This is a genomic window from Methylosinus sporium (genome assembly GCF_003113265.1).
GTDB classification, from domain to species: Bacteria; Pseudomonadota; Alphaproteobacteria; order Rhizobiales; family Beijerinckiaceae; genus Methylosinus; species Methylosinus sporium.
This window is the reverse complement of sequence record NZ_PUIV01000001.1, coordinates 47,618-64,163: the sequence shown is the minus strand read 5'-3', so window position 1 is coordinate 64,163 and position 16,546 is coordinate 47,618. Positions and strand designations below refer to the sequence as shown.

Here is a 16,546-nt window from a genome sequence, read left to right as displayed (position 1 = left end):
ATGAGCGGCGCATATGGCGTCGGGCGGCCCCGCCTTCAAGCGGTCGCTCAGACGGGGCTCCCGAGATCGGCGATGACGGCGCCGAGGAAACGCGCCGCCTCGCCCCCGGTGACGACGCGATGGTCGAAAGTGAGGCTCAGCGGCAACATGCGCCGCGCGACGGGACGGCCCTCGTCATCGGCTACGATCGCGCGGCGAATGCGCCCCGCGCCCAGAATGGCGACGGTCGGCGGCAGCACGATGGGCGCGGCGTAGCGCCCCGCGATCATGCCGAAATTGGAGAGGGTGATGGTGGCGCCGCGCAATTCGTCCGGCGGAATGCGGCGCGAGTCGATGTCGGCGCGCATTTTGTTCAGCCCGGCGCGCAGATCGGAAGGATCGCGCTCGGCGACATTGCGCAGCACGGGCACGAACAGCCCGCCCTCGGCGGAATCGACGGCGATGCCAAGATCGACCTTGGCGAGCACGCGCCGCGCCAGCGCATGGGATTCGAACCAGGCGTTGAGCCCCGGCTCGACGCGGCAGCCGGCGACGAGCGCGCGAATGAGCCGCAATGTCGTATCCTCGCCCTGGCCCCAAGCCTCTATGTCGGCGTCGTCGACGACGGTCGCGGCCGCCACCTCGGCCTGCGCCTGCGCCATATTCTGCGCCATGGCGCGACGAAATCCGCGCAGAGGCTCGGCCGGCGCCGCCTCCGACAATATGCGCGCCACGCGCTGCACATCGGCCGCGGTGATGACCCCATCGGCGCCGGAGGGCGTCACCATCGCAAGATCGACATCGAGCCGTCGCGCCAGCGCGCGCACCGCCGGCGTCGCGCGCAGGCCGGCGCCGTTGCGGCCGAGCGGCGCCGCGCCCTCTTGCAGCACGCGGCCGCTCGTCTCCATCGCGCCGACGACGGTTCCCTTGTCCTCTCGCGCCTGCTGCGGCGCTTCGCCGTCGCCGACGAAAGCGATGAGCGGCCCGCCGATGCGGATGATCTCGCCTGCCTGCGCGAACAGCTTTTCTATGCGTCCGGCTTGCGGCGAAGGAATCTCGACCACCGCCTTGGCCGTCTCGACGGAGACGAGCGGCTGATCGACGGCGACATCCTCGCCCGGCGCGACATGCCATTGCACCAGCTCGGCCTCTTGCAGGCCCTCGCCGAGATCGGGAAGCTTGAAGACGCTCATTCCGCCTCCATCGTCTTGCGCACGGCGTCGGCGATGCGCGCGACGCTCGGCAAATATTGTCCCTCGAGCCGCGCCAGCGGCATGACGACGTCATAGCCGGTGACGCGCCTCACCGGCGCTTGCAGAAAATACAATCCGCGCTCGGCGATTATGGCGGCGATCTCGGCGCCGAAGCCGGCGGTGCGCGCGGCCTCCTGCACGATGACGCAGCGGCCTGTCTTCTCGACCGAACGAAGAATCGTCTCGGCGTCGAGCGGCTTCAGCGTCGCGACGTCGACGACCTCGCAATCGACGCCCTCGCTCGCGAGACTCTCGGCGGCCGCGAGCGCCTCGTGCAACATGCCGCCCCAGGCGACGAGCGTGACGTCGCGTCCTTCGCGCGAGACGAAGCATGTGTCGAGCGGCAGGGGCTCGCCATCGTCGATCACCTCTTGCTTGAAGAGGCGATAGAGCCGCGTCGGCTCGAGGAAGACGACCGGATCGGGATCGCGTATCGCGGCGAGCAGCAATCCATAGGCGCGTGCGGGCGAAGACGGAATGACGACGCGCAAGCCCGGCGTATGCGCGAGCATGGCCTCGGGACTTTCCGAATGATGCTCGGGCGCATGAATGCCGGCGCCATTTGGCGCGCGCAAGACCATGGGGCAGGTGAGCCGACCGCGCGTGCGATTGCGCAGGCGCGAGGCGTGATTGATGAGCTGATCCATCGCCGGATAGATGAAGCCGCTGAATTGAATCTCCATCACCGGCTTCAGCCCCATCGCCGCCATGCCGACGGCGACGCCCGCGATGGCCGCCTCGGCGAGCGGCGTATCGATGACGCGCGCCGAGCCGAAACGCTGCTGCAAGCCGAGCGTGGCGCGAAACACGCCGCCATTGACGCCTATGTCCTCGCCGAGCAGCAGCACGGCGGGGTCATGTTCGAGCTCATGCGCCAGCGCGCGATTGACCGCTTCGACGAGAGTGAGCTCAGCCATTGCCGCCTCCCTTCGGAGCGAAACGCCGCGCCTCCTCATATTGATCGCGCATCGACTCCGGCAGATGCTCGAAGAGATGATCGAACATCGCCGAGAATTCTTGCGGCGGCGTCGCCAGATAGGCGGCGACGGCGCGCTCCACTTCGTCTGCGCAATCCTTCGCGAGCGCCTTCTCCTGCTCCTCGCTCCACAATCCGCGCGCTGTGAGATATTTGCGCAGCCGTGCGATCGGCTCCTTCTCCGCCTCGCGCCGCACGATTTCGCCATCGCGATAGCGCGAGGCGTCATCGGCCGTCGTATGATCGCCGAGTCTGTAGCTGAGCGCCTCGATCAGCGTCGGCCCGCCGCCGTCGCGCGCCTTCTCTATCGCGGCGCGCGCGACATGACGCATGGCGATCACATCATTGCCGTCGACCTGACATCCCTCGACGCCGGCGGCGACCGCCTTTTGCGCGAGCGTCACCGTCGCCGATTCGCGCTCGCGCGGCGTCGAGATCGCCCATTGATTATTATTGATGACGACGACGAGCGGAACGCGCCAGACGCCGGCCATGTTCAAGGCGGAATAGAAATCGCCTGTCGAGGCGCCGCCGTCGCCGATGATCGTCACCGCGACGCGTTTCTCCTTGCGCAGTGCGAAGGCGTAGGCCGCGCCCGCCGCATGGGCGATCTGCGTGCCGACGGGAACGCAGATCGGAAAATCGCTGCGCGGAACGGCGTAATCGCTGCCGCGCTCGTCGCCGCCCCAATAGACGAGATTTTCCACCATGGTCATGCCGCGCAGCAATTGCGCGCCATGGTCACGATAAGATGGCGCGAGTACATCCTCGCTGCGCATGGTCGAGCCTATGCCGACGCCGATTGCCTCCTGCCCCAGAGCGGAAGCGAAAGTGCCGAGCTTGCCGGTGCGCTGCAGAGCTATGGCTTTGCCATCGTAAGCGCGCGTGCGCGTCATGGCGCGATAGAGTCCGAGCAGAAGCTCGGGGTCTATCGCTTCGCGCGGGGTCGCAGGGTCGAGCTCGCCCGCCGCGGAGAGGAAACGAAGAAAGTCGATCTGGAAGGAGACGCCAATGGTCATCGGCCTGCCTCGAGCTTCGTCGAAGTGAGGTAAGGCGCCGCGTCGCGCTTTTCATCGGCTCTAGGGAATTTTTTGGCCTCTACGGAATTTTTTGCCGCCGCAAGCCGCGCGCGCTTGAATGCGTCTCGCCTCGCGCCCAGTTTTTGGTCCATGTCCGCGTTGTTCAAATCTGACACTTTCTCCTTCGTCGACGAATTCGGTCCGGCGAAAATCGTCTATGCCAGCACGCCCGGCGTCGGCCTCGAGGCGATCGTCGTGATCGACAATGTCGCCGCCGGCCCCGCGATCGGCGGCGTGCGCATGGCGCCGGATGTCGGCGTCGAGGAATGCTTCCGCCTCGCGCGCGCGATGACGTTGAAGAACGCCGCCTGCGGCCTGCGCCATGGCGGCGGAAAATCCGTCATTTTCGGTGATCCCGCAATGCCGCCGCAGGAGAAGGAGCAGCTCATTCGCGCCTTCGCCAAGGCGATCGAGCCCCTGACCGATTACATTCCGGGGCCCGACATGGGCACGAATGAAACCTGTATGGCCTATGTGCATGACGAGATCGGCCGCGCTGTCGGACTGCCCGCCGCGCTCGGCGGTATTCCGCTCGATGAAATCGGCGCGACCGGCTATGGCGTCGCCATAGCCGCGGAAGCCGCCGCGCCCTTCGCCGGGCTGACGCTCGCCGGCGCCCGCGTCGTCGTCGAAGGCTTCGGCGCCGTCGGGCGACATGCGGCGCGATTCCTTTCGCGCAAAGGCGCGATATTGGTCGGCGCCTCCGATAGCCGCGGCGCGATCTATGACGCCGCCGGTCTCGATATAGACGCATTGGCGCAACTGCGCAGAGAAGGCGCCAGCGTCGCCAGCCATGCGCGCGGCGAAGCGCTGGCGCCCGATGCGCTGCTCGCCGCGCCCTGCGATATATTCATCCCCGCCGCGCGGCCGGATGTGCTGCGCGCCGACAATGTCGGCCGGCTGCAATGCAAGCTCGTGGTGCAGGGCGCCAATATTCCGGCGACCGCAGAGGCGGAGCGTGAGATGTTCGAGCGCGGCATTGTCAGCGCGCCGGATTTCATCGCCAACGCCGGCGGCGTCATCTGCGCATCGGTCGAATATGCCGGCGGCGACGAGAAAGCCGCCTTCGCCGCCATAGACGAAAAAATCTCCCGCAACATGCAGGAGATCATCGCGCGCGCATCCCTCGGGCGCGTCTCGCTGCGCGACGCCGCCACTGCATTGGTCCAGGAGCGTCTGCGCGAGATGATGGCGACGCAGCGCTGGCGCTGAACGTCAATTCACGGCTTCTATCGCCAGCGCGATCGCCTCGCCGCCGCCTATGCACAGTGCGGCGACGCCGCGCCGCAGCCCATATTTGCGCAGCGCCGCCAGCAGCGTGACCACGATGCGCGCGCCCGAGGCGCCGATCGGATGGCCGAGCGCGCAGGCGCCGCCATGCACATTCACTTTCTCGCGCGGCAGGCCGAGCTCGCGCATGGCGGCCATCACGACAACAGCGAAAGCTTCGTTGATCTCGAAGAGATCGACGCTCGCGAGCGGCCAGCCGGCCCTCTCGGCGAGCTTGCGCATGGCGAGGATCGGCGCTGTCGGAAAAAGATTGGGCGGCCCGGCATGAGTCGCATGGGCGCGGATGATCGCGAGCGGCGTGAGGCCGGCGCGCTCGGCGCGGCTACGCCGCATCAGCACCAGTGCGGCGGCGCCGTCCGAAATGGCGCTAGAATTGGCGGCCGTCACCGTGCCGCCATCGCGAAACGCCGGCTTCAAATCGGCGATCGACTCGATCTTCGCCTTCGCCGGCAATTCATCGCGCGCGATCGTCGCCGTCGCGCGACCCTGCGTTTCGATCGGCGCCATCTCCCAATCGAAAGCGCCCTCGCGCGCCGCCTGCTGCGCGCGCGTCAGCGAGAGCATCGCATAATCGTCCTGCATCAGACGCGTGAATTGATGTGTCGTCGCGCAATCCTCGGCGAAATCGCCCATCGGCCGACCTTTGTCATAGACGTCCTCGAGCCCGTCGAGAAACATATGATCGACGAGCTTTTTATGACCCATGCGATAGCCCTCGCGCACGCGCGCGAGAAGATAAGGCGCATTGCTCATGCTCTCCATGCCGCCGGCGACGATCGCGTGCGCGCTGCCGGCCAGCAATTGATCATGCGCGAGCGCGACCGCCTTCATGCCGGAGCCGCACATTTTGTTGATCGTCACGCAGCCCGCCGCCTCCGGCAGACCGGCGGCGAGCGACGCCTGACGCGCCGGCGCCTGGCCGAGGCCCGCCGAGAGCACGCAGCCCATCAGCACATCGTCGATCTGATCTGTCGGCGCATCGGCGCGCGCAACGGCCGCGCGAATAGCGGCAGCGCCGAGTTGCGGCGCCTCGAGGCTCTTCAATTCGCCGAGCATTGCGCCGATCGGCGTGCGCGCCGCGCCGATGACGACGACGGGATCCGTACTCTCGCTCGTCGTCATGTCCAGCTCCTAAACGCGAGCTCCGGCGCCGCGCCGCCGTCGAGCAGAGCCTTCACCGAAGCCTCGTCCACTTCCGCGAGCGTCGCCGGCGACCAATGCGGATCGCGGTCCTTGTCGATGACGGCGGCGCGTATTCCCTCGAAGAGATCATGCGTCGACAGCATATTGCAAGCGGTCCGAAACTCCTGGCGCAGACACGTCTCGAGAGAGGGAGCTTCGGCGGCGCGGCGCAGCAGCTGCAGCGTCGCTTTCAGCGCCGTCGGCGAGCGCTTCGAGATCGTCGCCGCCGCTTCGCGCGCGAAATCGGAACCCTCCATCTCCAGCGCGGCGATGATGCGCTCGACGTTCGAATGCGCCATCACGCGGCGCAGCAGCGCTTCGCGCCGCGACAGAGCGCCGAGGCCGCTCGATTTCGCAAAGCGCGCCAGCAGCGGCCGCGCCTCCTCGGCGTCGCCTATCTCGCGCAGGAGCGCGAGCAGCTCGGGAAGCGACGCCGAATCGACGAGCACGTCGGCGAGGCCGGCGAAAATCGCATCATGCGGACCGACCGTCTCACCCGACAGCGCCATGAAACGACCGACGCCGCCATTGCGCGTGAGCAGCCACGAGCCGCCGACATCGGGAATGAAGCCTATGCCTGTTTCCGGCATGGCGAGCCGTGTGCGCTCGGTCACGATACGCAAATTTCCATGCGCGGAAAGACCGACGCCGCCGCCCATGACGATTCCGTCCATCACCGCGACATAAGGCTTGGGAAAGGCGGCGATGCGCGCGTTCAGCTCATATTCTTCCCGCCAGAATGTCTGATAGAGGTTGCGCTCGTCGCTGCGCAGCTCATAGAGCGCGCGTATGTCGCCGCCCGCGCAAAAGCCGCGTTGGCCTTCGCCCGTCGCCACCACTGCGACGATCTCGCGATCCGCGCCGAATGAATCGAGCGCGCGTCTGAACTCTCGGACCATGTCGAGCGTCAGGCTGTTGAGAGCCTTGGGCCGATTCAGCGCGATCGAGCCGACATTGCGCGTGCGCGCGACGAGAATATCATTCATCCGACGCCGTCCTTGCGCCGCTTTTCCAGCAGCGCGAGCGCGGCGCGGCTGCGAGTCGTCCGGCCGAGCCTTTCGCAAATGAAGACGCCGGCGTCGATGAGCGCGGCGAGATCGACGCCGGTCGCTATGCCGGAGCGCTCCAGCATATAGACGACATCCTCGGTTGCGACATTGCCGCTCGCGCCGGGCGCGAATGGACAGCCGCCGAGGCCTGCGACAGAAGAGTCGATGGTCGCGACGCCCATCTCGAGCGATGCGAAAATATTGGCGAGCGCCTGGCCGTAGCTGTCATGGAAATGCACGGCGATCTGCGACATTCGAATATCGCGGCCGACCTCTTCCAACAATCGGCGCGCCTGTAGCGGCGCGCCGACGCCGATCGTGTCGCCGAGCGAAATCTCATGGCAGCCGAGCGCACAGAGATCGCACGCCAGCGTGGCGACGGCGCGCGGGGCGACATCGCCTTCGTAAGGACAGCCGAGCGCGCAGGATATATAGCCGCGCACCTCGAGCCCGGCGCCAATCGCCGCTTCGACCACCGGCGCATAGCGCGAAAGGCTCTCGGCGATGGCGCAGCCGATATTCCGCTTCGAGAAGCTCTCGCTCGCGGCCGCGAAAACGGCGACGCCGCGCACGCCGCAGGCGATGGCCTCCTCGAGCCCGCGCATATTAGGAACGAGAACGGACAAATGGACATGCGGCGGCGGCCGCAGCCGCGCGAGCACGGCTTTGGTTTCCGCCATTTGCGGAACGCGACGCGCCGAGACGAAGCTCCCGGCCTCTATATTGCGAAGCCCCGCGGCGGCGAGCTTCTCGATCAAAGCGACCTTGGCCTCCACGGAAACGATCGCGCTTTCGTTTTGCAGCCCATCACGCGGGCCGACCTCGACGATGCGCACGCGCTTTGGAATGGTCATGTCGCTTTCCCTTCGGCGAAGACGACCAGCGCTTCGCCCTGCTTCACCATGTCGCCGACCGCCGGACGAATTGAGGATATGCGCCCGTCGCGCGGCGCGGACAATGATATCTCCATCTTCATCGCCTCGAGCGTCAGCAACTGGGCGCCCTTCTTCACGCTTTCGCCGACGCCCACATAGAGACCGGTGACGCGCCCCGGCAGCGGAGCCGTGAGCTCCGCGTCGGCTTCACTCTGCGCGCGCGGCGGCGCGAGCGGATCGACGACCGACAGCTCGAAATTTCGTCCATCCGATATGACGACGAAGCCTTGCCTGCGTTCGATGATGGAGAGCTTTCGCTCGACACCGTCGACGCGCAGGCTCATGCGGCGCTGGTTCGTCTTATATTCGACGAGGACATGCGATTTCGGCGTCTCGAGCCGAAAGGCGCCCGGCGCCAGCGGCGCGAGCGCGACTGCAATGTCGCGATCGCCGAGACGAAAGCAGAGCTTCTGCCGCGCCGCGCCATTGAGGCGCCAGCCGTCGGTCGCATCCCATGGCGTCGTATCGCCAGATTCTGCGCGAAGAGCGGCGAGCCAGGCCGCGGCCCCTGCGGAAACGACGATGGTCTCGGCTTCTTCATCCAAGGCCTCTTCTCCCGCGAGGATCAGATCGAGGTGGCGCGGCAGAAATTGCGTATCGATGCGCGCCGCTTCATAGGCTTCGCTGTCGAGAATCGCGCGCAGCAGGAGCAGATTGGTGCTCACGCCGACGATCTCGCAGGCGCGCAAGGCCGCGAGCAGACTCCTGCGCGCTGCGTCGCGATCCGTTCCCTGCGCGACGATTTTGGCGAGCAGCGGATCGTAGAAGGGCGTGACGACGTCGCCCTCGCGCACGCCCGTCTCCACACGAATCGAAATGGTTTCGCGCGGCGTACGCCAGTGATCGAGCCGACCGACGGAGGGAAGAAAATCCTGCGCCGGCGCTTCCGCATAGAGTCGCGCTTCGATCGCATGTCCCTGAAGCGCGATCTTCTCCTGCGTCGCCGGCAAAGGCTCGCCGGCCGCCACCAGCAATTGCCATTCGACGAGATCGATTCCCGAAATCATTTCGGTTATCGGATGCTCGACTTGCAGCCGCGTATTCATCTCGAGAAAATAGAAGCTCTCGCCCATGATGAGGAACTCGATCGTCCCTGCGCCGATGTAAGCGACGGCGCGGCCGGCGGCGAGGGCGGCCTCGCGCAGCGCAGACCGCAGCTCGGTCGAGAGCCCCGGCGCGGGCGTCTCCTCCATGATCTTCTGGTGACGGCGCTGGATCGAGCAGTCGCGCTCTGGGAACGCCACGAGGCCGCCATGCGCATCGCCGAAGATTTGCACTTCGACATGACGCGGCGCCTCGAGCGCCTTTTCGATCAGCAAGGAGTCGTCGCCGAATGCGGAAGCCGCCTCGCGTCGCGCGCTCCCTATCGCCCCGCGCAGCTCGCTCGCCGTGGCGACGAGCCGCATCGCTTTGCCGCCGCCGCCGGCCGAGGCTTTGACGAGAACAGGATAGCCGATGCGCGCCGCCGCCTCGACGAGACTGGCCGTGTCCTGCGAGTCATGAAAGCCGGGGACGATCGGCACGCCGGCGCGCTCCATCGTCAAGCGCGCCTGCGCCTTGGAGCCCATGAGGCGCATGGCTAGAGGCGTCGGCCCGATGAAGACGAGGCCGGCCTCGATGCAGCGCTCGGCGAATTGCGCATTTTCCGATAGAAAGCCATAGCCGGGATGCACGGCCTCGACGCCCGCAGATTGCGCGACAGCGAGGATTTTCTCGATCGAGAGATAGCTCTCGCGCGCAGGCGCGGCCCCCAGCGGATAGGCTTCATCCGCGCGCGCCACATGAAGCATATGCCGGTCGACGTCCGAATAGACGGCCGTCGTCGAAACGCCCAAGCGTTCGGCGGTGGCGATGATCCGGCAGGCGATTTCGCCGCGATTGGCGATGAGGATTTTACGAAACATCGTCGACGTTCCGATCTCTTCGCCAAGAGGGCGGGCGCTTCTCCAGAAAGGCCGAGAGGCCTTCCTGTCCTTCGGGAGACGCGCGCCGGGCGGCGATTCGCTTCGCGGTGGCGCGCATCAGCGCGTCATCGATCGCGACATCGCCGAACAATGCGGTCGAAGCCTTCGCCTCCGCTTGCGCGCCCGGCGCGCCCAGCAGTAGCGCGTCCGTGATTCGGGCGACGCGCGCATCGAGTTCCTCGATCGGCGCGATCTCGTGAACGAGACCGAGCGCGCGCGCATGAGCGGCAGGGATCGTCTCTGCGGTGAGGAAATAGCGCCGCGCCTGGCGCGCGCCGATGGCGCGCTGAACATAAGGGCCAATGACCGAGGGCGTGAGGCCGATCCGCACCTCGCTCAGGCAAAAGCTCGCCGTATCGGCGGCCAAAGCGATATCGCAGCAGGCGACGAGCCCAACGCCGCCGCCATAGGCGGCGCCATGGACGCGGGCGATCGTCGGCTTGGGCAGAGAGTCGAGCGTGTGCATCGCGCGCGCCAGCAGAAGCGCGTCGTCTTCATTGGCCTGTGACGTGTCTTCGGCGACGCGCTTCATCCATTCTATGTCGCCGCCCGCGCAAAAGGCCGCGCCTTCGCCAGCGAGCACGAGCAAACGCGTCTCGGCGTCACGCGCGGCCAGCTCCAGAGCGGCGACGAGCTGCGTCGTCATCGTGTAATCGAGAGCGTTGCGGCGCTCCGGCCGCGCGAGCGTCAGCGTCGTCACGCCGCGGGAATCGAGGGATGAAGCGATAAAGGACATGCCGGGCCTCACATGCGAAACAGGCCGAAACGCGTCGCTTCGAGAGGCGCATTGGACGCCGCCGTGAGACAGAGCGCGAGCACGCGGCGCGTGTCGCACGGGTCGATGACGCCATCGTCCCAAAGACGCGCGCTCGCATAATAGGGATGTCCCTGCCGCTCATATTGTTCGCGGATAAGCGCTCGGTAAGCGTCATGCTCCGACTGTGGCCAGTCGAGTCCTTTGGCGGCGTAGCTGTCGCTGCGCACGCGCGTCAACACTTCCGCGGCTTGGTCTCCGCCCATGACAGAGATGCGCGCATTGGGCCAGCTCCAAAGAAAGCGCGGACTATAGGCGCGGCCGCACATTGCGTAATTTCCGGCGCCGAAGCTGCCGCCGACGATGATCGTGAATTTCGGCACGGCTGCGGTCGCCACCGCCGTGACCAGCTTTGCGCCGTCTTTGGCGATGCCGCGCGCTTCGTAATCGCGGCCGACCATGAAGCCGGTGACGTTTTGCAAGAATAGCAGCGGAATGCCGCGTTGCGCGCAGAGCTCGATGAAATGCGCGCCTTTGAGCGCGCTCTCGCCGAATAGCACGCCATTATTGGCGAGCACGCCGATGCGATAGCCGCAAATATGCGCGAAGCCGGCGACGAGCGTTTCGCCATAGAGCTTCTTGAATTCGTCGAGCTCGCTGGCGTCGACGAGCCGTGCGATGAGCTCGCGCGCGTCATATTGCCGGCGACGATCCGCGGGAACGAGCCCGTAGATTTCCGTTGCGTCATAGATCGGTTCGCGCGGCGCGTCGCGCTGGAGCGACGACTGCGGCGGCGCGCCGAGATCGGCGACGATCATTCGCGCGAGCCCGAGCGCATGGGCGTCGTTTTCCGCATAATGATCGGCGACGCCGGATTGGCGCGTATGGACGCGGGCGCCGCCGAGATCTTCGGCGCTGACGATTTCGCCCGTCGCCGCGCGCACCAGATGGGGCCCGGCGAGGAAGATGGCTCCGGTGTCGCGCACGATGATCGTCTCGTCGGACATGGCGGGCACATAGGCGCCGCCGGCGGTGCAGGAGCCCATGACGATGGCGATTTGCGCGATGCCGGCCGCCGACATTTGCGCTTGATTATAGAAGATGCGGCCGAAATGCTCGCGATCGGGAAACACTTCATCCTGGCGCGGGAGATTGGCGCCGCCCGAATCGACGAGATAGAGGCAGGGAAGCCGGTTCTGCGCGGCGATCTCCTGCGCGCGCAGATGCTTTTTCACGGTCAGCGGAAAATAGGCGCCGCCCTTCACCGTCGCGTCATTGGCGACGATCATGCAGGCGCGCGCGCGAATGCGTCCGACGCCAGCGACGACGCCGGCGCATGGCGCCTCTCCATCATAGAGGTCATAGGCGGCGAATTGGCCGATCTCCAGAAAGGGCGACATCGGATCGATGAGCGCGTCTATGCGCTCGCGCGCCGTCATCTTGCCGCGGGCGACATGCTTTTCGCGCGCCGTCGCGCCGCCGCCCTCGGCGATGCGCGCGGCCTCGGCGCGCAAATCTGCGACGAGGTCGCGCATCGCCTGCGCATTGGCCGCGAATTCCGCGGAGCTCGTGTCCAATCGTGTTTCTAAAACGGGCATTGGCAATTCTCTCGTCGCGACGAACGCCGCCGCGAAGCTTCACGCAGTCTCGCTGAAGAGCTCACGACCGATCAACATGCGACGAATTTCGCTGGTGCCGGCGCCGATCTCATAGAGCTTGGCGTCGCGTAGCAGCCGGCCGGTGGGATAATCGTTGATATAGCCATTGCCGCCGAGGCATTGAATGGCTTCCAGCGCCATGCGCGTCGCGCTCTCTGCGGCGAAGAGAATGGCGCCGGCGGCGTCCTTGCGGGTGGTGCGTCCACGGTCGCAGGCGCGCGCAACGGCGTAGACATAGGCGCGCGCGGCGTTGAGCGTCGTATACATATCGGCGAGCTTGGCCTGCATGATCTGGAATTCGCCGATCGGCTGGCCGAACTGCTTGCGGTCATGCACATAGGGGACAACGATGTCGAGGCAGGCGCGCATGATGCCGATGGGGCCGCCGGCGAGCACGGCGCGCTCGTAATCGAGCCCACTCATCAGCACATTCACGCCGCGCTCGGGCAGGCCGAGGACATTTTCTTCCGGCGCCTCGCAATCGGCGAACAGCAATTCGCAGGTATTGGAGCCGCGCATTCCGAGCTTGTCGAGCTTTTGCGCGCGTTCGAATCCCTTGAAGCCTTTTTCGATGATGAAAGCCGTTATGCCATGCGCGCCGGCGCCGGGGTCGGTCTTGCCATAGACGATCACGACATCGGCGTTGGGACCATTCGTCACCCACATCTTGTCGCCGTTCAGCACATAGCGATCGCCGCGCTTTTCGGCGCGCATCGACATATTCACGACATCCGAGCCGGCGCCGGGCTCGGACATTGCGAGGGCGCCGATGTGCTCGCCGGAGACGAGCTTCGGCAAATAGCGGCGCTTCTGCTCGCTCGTTCCATTGCGGCGCAGCTGATTGACGCAAAGATTGGAATGGGCGCCATAGGAGAGGCCGACGGAAGCGGAAGCGCGGCTCAGCTCCTCCATTATGACGACATGCTCGAGATAGCCGAGGCCGGCGCCGCCATAGTCCTCCTCGACGGTTACGCCGAGCAGGCCGAGGGCGCCCATTTTGCGCCAGAGATCGGAAGGGAAATCATTCTCGCGATCGATCGTCGCGGCGCGCGGCGCGATTTCTCGCGCTGCGAAAGATTCGACCTGGTCGCGCAACATATCGGCGGTTTCGCCGAGCGCGAAATCGAGCGAAGGAATCCAGTGACGCATCGGTCCCGAGCCTCCGGACGCGATAGGGCCGTATATTTGGCGCCGGCGCGCAGTTTCAAGACCGAGAACGCGGGCGAGTGTCGCCTTGCGTCACTCCTTCATCGCCAGCAGCCGCGCGTCGCCGCCGAAGGAGGCGGTGTTGATGGTCACCGTCTCTTCGCGCAGAAAGCGGCGCAGATAGTCGGAGCCTCCGGCCTTGGGCCCAGTGCCGCTCATGCGGGATCCGCCGAAAGGCTGGCTGCCCACGACGGCGCCGATCATATTGCGATTGACGTAGAGATTGCCGGCGGGCGTCGCCTCGGCGAGCGCGCGAATGCGCGTCTCTATGCGCGTATGCAGGCCCATTGTGAGGCCGAATCCATTGGCCGCAATGTCTTTGACCAGCGTTAAAAAATCCTCGTCTTTTTGCGCGCGCCATGTCGCGACATGGAGAATGGGGCCGAAAATCTCCTCGCGGAGATCGCTGGCGCGATCGAGCCTCACAATATGCGGCGCGACGAAGCTGCCGCTCTCGGGCGCCGCGCCGGCATAGAACACGCGCCCCTCCGCACGGCGCTGCGCGAGATAGGCGCAGAGCCGCGCTTTCGCCGTGTCCTCGATGACCGGCCCGATGTGTGTCGATGGATCGCGTGGATCGCCGATGCGCAGCTCTCTCGTCGCGCCGATCAGCATTGCGAGCGCATCCTCCGCTATATCCTCCTGGAGGCAGAGAAGCCGCAGCGCCGAGCAGCGTTGACCGGCGGAGCGGAAGGCGGAAGCGATGACGTCGTCGACGACTTGCTCGAGCAGAGCCGTCGAATCGACGATCATGGCGTTGACGCCGCCGGTCTCGGCGATGAATGGAACTATTGGCCCAGTCGACGCTGCGAGCGCTCGATGAATGGATTGGGCGGCTGCGGTCGAGCCGGTGAAGACGACGCCGGCGACATTGGCGTCGCCGATGAGTGCGGCGCCGAGCGCGCCATCGCCGGGGAGACAATGAAGCGCCTCGTGCGGAACGCCGGCTTCGTGCAGAAGCGCGACAGCTTCGCTCGCGATGAGCGGCGTTTGCTCGGCTGGCTTGGCGACTGCGGCATTGCCGGCGACGAGCGCCGCAACGATCTGGCCGATAAAAATCGCCAGCGGAAAATTCCACGGCGAGATGCAGACGAAAACGCCGCGCCCACGCCGGCGCAGGCGATTGTCTTCGCCGGTGGGGCCGGGGAGGGCCTTCTCCTCGCAGAGGCGACGGGCCTGTCCCGCATAGTAGCGGCAGAGATCGGCGGATTCGCGCACTTCCGCGAGCGCGTCGTCGAGCGTCTTGCCGCCTTCGTCCTGCAGCAGGGCGATGAAGAGCCCGCGTCGCGCCTCGATGAAATCGGCGGCGCGTTCGATAATGTCGGCGCGCGCTTCGACGGGCGTCGCTTCCCATGCGGGAAAGGCGCGAGCGGCGGCAGCCATGGCGTCGCGCGCGGTCTGCGCATCTGCTTCGACGACGGAGCCGATGAGCGCGGCGTCGATCGGCGATCGCAAATCACGCGGAGCGACGCCGCTTTTTCCATATGACGGCGCCGCTACGCGCAGCCGGTTGCGCTCGGCGTCGCGCTCCGCCAGCAGAGCGTCGCGCGCTCGACGATCGCCGAATTCGACGCCTTTGGAATTTGCGCGCAGCGGCCGATAGAGATCGGAGGGGAGCGGTAGATGAGAATGACGAGTGCGCATAGCGTCGCCGATGATCGCGCGCGGCGGCGCGAGCAATTCGCTCTGCGGCGTCGCGGCGTCGGCGGCGCGCGCGACAAAGGAGGAATTGGCGCCGTTTTCGATGAGGCGCCGCACCAGATAGGCGAGCAGATCGCGATGCGGGCCGACTGGCGCGTAAACGCGGCAGCGTGCGCGCTTCTCTTCGTCGAGCAGCGCCGCGTAGAGCTCTGCGCCCATTCCATGCAGACGCTGGAATTCATAGGTCGACGGATCGCGGGCGCTCTCGACGATCGTCGCGATGGTCAGCGCATTATGCGTCGCGAATTGTGGAAAAATGCGCGGCGCTGCGAGCAGGCGGTCGGCGCAGGCGGCGTAGTTCAGATCGGTCATCGCCTTGCGCGTGAACACGGGATAGTCTGCGAGCCCGCGTTCTTGCGCGCGTTTGATCTCCGTGTCCCAATAGGCGCCTTTGACGAGGCGGATCATGAAACGCCTGTCATGCGCCTCCGCCAGCGCTTCGATATGATCGATCACGGCGGCGGCGCGCTTTTGATAGGCCTGGATGGCGAGGCCGAAGCCGTCCCAGCCGGCGAGCGAGGGGTCGGCGACGACGGCGTCTATCACGTCGAGCGACAGCTCGAGACGTTCGGCCTCCTCTGCGTCGATCGTGAAGGCGAGATCGTGAGTCTTGGCGAGGCGCGCGAGCTCGAGCAGACGGGGCGTGAGCTCGCGCAGCACGCGCTCCTGCGACAATGGCTCGAAGCGCGGATGCAGAGCGGAGAGCTTGACCGAGACGCCGGGCCGGTCGGGAAGTGGGCGCGCGCCGGCCTTCGCGCCTATGGCTGTGATCGCCGAAGCATAGGACTGGAAATAGCGCTCGACGTCCGCGGCGCTGCGCGCGCCTTCCCCGAGCATGTCGAACGAGTAGCGCCAGCGCGAGTCGGCGGATGCGTTGGCGAGCGCCTCCTCGATCGTCTCGCCGAGAACGAAATGATCGCCCATCAGTCGCATGGCCTGTCGGGCGGCGCTGCGCAGCGCCGGCGCGCCGAGCCGCCGGGCCGCTTGTGCGACGAGGCTGCGCGGCGTCTCATCCGCAGCGAAAATCTTCGTCGAGACGCCGAGCGCGAAGGCGGTCGCCTGCACGAGCAGCGCGTCGGAGACGGGCGCGTGACGATCGAATGCGCCGGCGGCGAGCTTGTCGGCGATGAGACGATCGAGAGTCGAATCGTCGGGCACGCGCAGCAGCGATTCGGCGAGCGCCATCAGCGCCACGCCCTCGCGGGTCGACAGCGAATATTCTTGCATCAGCCGCTCGATATGGCCGATTCCCTCGGGCGCGCGCACGGCCGCGAGCAGGCGCTGCGCCAGTTTGTCGGCGCGCGCGCTATGCTCGAAATCGAAAGGCGCGGACAGGAGCGCCGCCGCGATCTCCTCATCGGCGGGAAACCAAGGCGCACAAAACGGCTTCAGTCGCGGCATCTCGCTCCGTCCCGAAATGTGTCCGTCGGCGAAGCTCACGAAAAGGAGACGCGAGCGTCGCCTTTACATCGCGGCGATATCGTCATTGAAAACGTCGAAGTCGTCCATAGTTGTTTCAC

12 protein-coding genes are annotated in these 16,546 nt (G+C 66.1%); 1 reads left to right on the top strand and 11 read right to left on the bottom strand.

Annotated elements, in window-relative coordinates; all coding sequences use genetic code 11:
- Window positions 1–47 precede the first annotated feature (47 nt).
- Genes C5689_RS00260 through pdhA form a run of 3 tightly spaced genes read right to left on the bottom strand, consistent with a single transcriptional unit; the run spans window position 48 to window position 3,227 of the window.
- On the bottom strand, window positions 48–1,172 hold the full coding sequence (locus tag C5689_RS00260) for a dihydrolipoamide acetyltransferase family protein (protein WP_108915274.1): 1,125 nt from the start codon (window positions 1,170–1,172) through the stop codon (window positions 48–50).
- Window positions 1,169–2,149, bottom strand: coding sequence for an alpha-ketoacid dehydrogenase subunit beta (locus tag C5689_RS00255; protein WP_108915273.1), 981 nt, complete (start codon window positions 2,147–2,149; stop codon window positions 1,169–1,171). Before C5689_RS00255 ends, C5689_RS00260 begins: the two co-directional genes overlap by 4 nt.
- Window positions 2,142–3,227: a pyruvate dehydrogenase (acetyl-transferring) E1 component subunit alpha gene (gene pdhA, locus C5689_RS00250; protein ID WP_108915272.1), complete on the bottom strand. Its 1,086-nt coding sequence runs from the start codon at window positions 3,225–3,227 to the stop codon at window positions 2,142–2,144. Before pdhA ends, C5689_RS00255 begins: the two co-directional genes overlap by 8 nt.
- Before the next feature lie 150 nt (window positions 3,228–3,377).
- Here pdhA and C5689_RS00245 point away from each other — a divergent pair, with 150 nt between their 5' ends.
- Window positions 3,378–4,499, top strand: a complete 1,122-nt coding sequence (locus C5689_RS00245) for a Glu/Leu/Phe/Val family dehydrogenase (protein ID WP_108915271.1) — start codon at window positions 3,378–3,380, stop codon at window positions 4,497–4,499.
- Between the two features lie 3 nt (window positions 4,500–4,502).
- Here C5689_RS00245 and C5689_RS00240 read toward each other — a convergent pair whose 3' ends face one another.
- From C5689_RS00240 to putA, 8 genes are all read right to left on the bottom strand, one after another.
- Window positions 4,503–5,699: an acetyl-CoA C-acyltransferase gene (locus C5689_RS00240; RefSeq protein WP_108915270.1), complete on the bottom strand. Its 1,197-nt coding sequence runs from the start codon at window positions 5,697–5,699 to the stop codon at window positions 4,503–4,505.
- Window positions 5,696–6,745 carry an enoyl-CoA hydratase/isomerase family protein gene (locus C5689_RS00235; protein ID WP_108915269.1) on the bottom strand — a complete coding sequence of 350 codons (1,050 nt, stop codon included), beginning with the start codon at window positions 6,743–6,745 and terminating at the stop codon, window positions 5,696–5,698. Before C5689_RS00235 ends, C5689_RS00240 begins: the two co-directional genes overlap by 4 nt.
- Window positions 6,742–7,662 (bottom strand): hydroxymethylglutaryl-CoA lyase, encoded by a 921-nt coding sequence (locus C5689_RS00230; protein WP_108915268.1) that lies wholly within the window; start codon window positions 7,660–7,662, stop codon window positions 6,742–6,744. Before C5689_RS00230 ends, C5689_RS00235 begins: the two co-directional genes overlap by 4 nt.
- Window positions 7,659–9,647: an acetyl/propionyl/methylcrotonyl-CoA carboxylase subunit alpha gene (locus C5689_RS00225; RefSeq protein WP_108915267.1), complete on the bottom strand. Its 1,989-nt coding sequence runs from the start codon at window positions 9,645–9,647 to the stop codon at window positions 7,659–7,661. Before C5689_RS00225 ends, C5689_RS00230 begins: the two co-directional genes overlap by 4 nt.
- Window positions 9,637–10,443, bottom strand: coding sequence for an enoyl-CoA hydratase-related protein (locus C5689_RS00220; protein ID WP_108915266.1), 807 nt, complete (start codon window positions 10,441–10,443; stop codon window positions 9,637–9,639). Before C5689_RS00220 ends, C5689_RS00225 begins: the two co-directional genes overlap by 11 nt.
- An 8-nt stretch (window positions 10,444–10,451) precedes the next feature.
- A complete protein-coding gene (locus C5689_RS00215; protein ID WP_108915265.1) occupies window positions 10,452–12,059 on the bottom strand; it encodes a carboxyl transferase domain-containing protein in 1,608 nt (535 codons plus the stop codon).
- A 39-nt stretch (window positions 12,060–12,098) separates the two neighbouring features.
- Window positions 12,099–13,268 carry an isovaleryl-CoA dehydrogenase gene (locus tag C5689_RS00210; RefSeq protein ID WP_108915264.1) on the bottom strand — a complete coding sequence of 390 codons (1,170 nt, stop codon included), beginning with the start codon at window positions 13,266–13,268 and terminating at the stop codon, window positions 12,099–12,101.
- A 90-nt stretch (window positions 13,269–13,358) separates the two neighbouring features.
- Window positions 13,359–16,427: a bifunctional proline dehydrogenase/L-glutamate gamma-semialdehyde dehydrogenase PutA gene (gene putA / locus C5689_RS00205; RefSeq protein ID WP_108915584.1), complete on the bottom strand. Its 3,069-nt coding sequence runs from the start codon at window positions 16,425–16,427 to the stop codon at window positions 13,359–13,361.
- Window positions 16,428–16,546 lie beyond the last annotated feature (119 nt).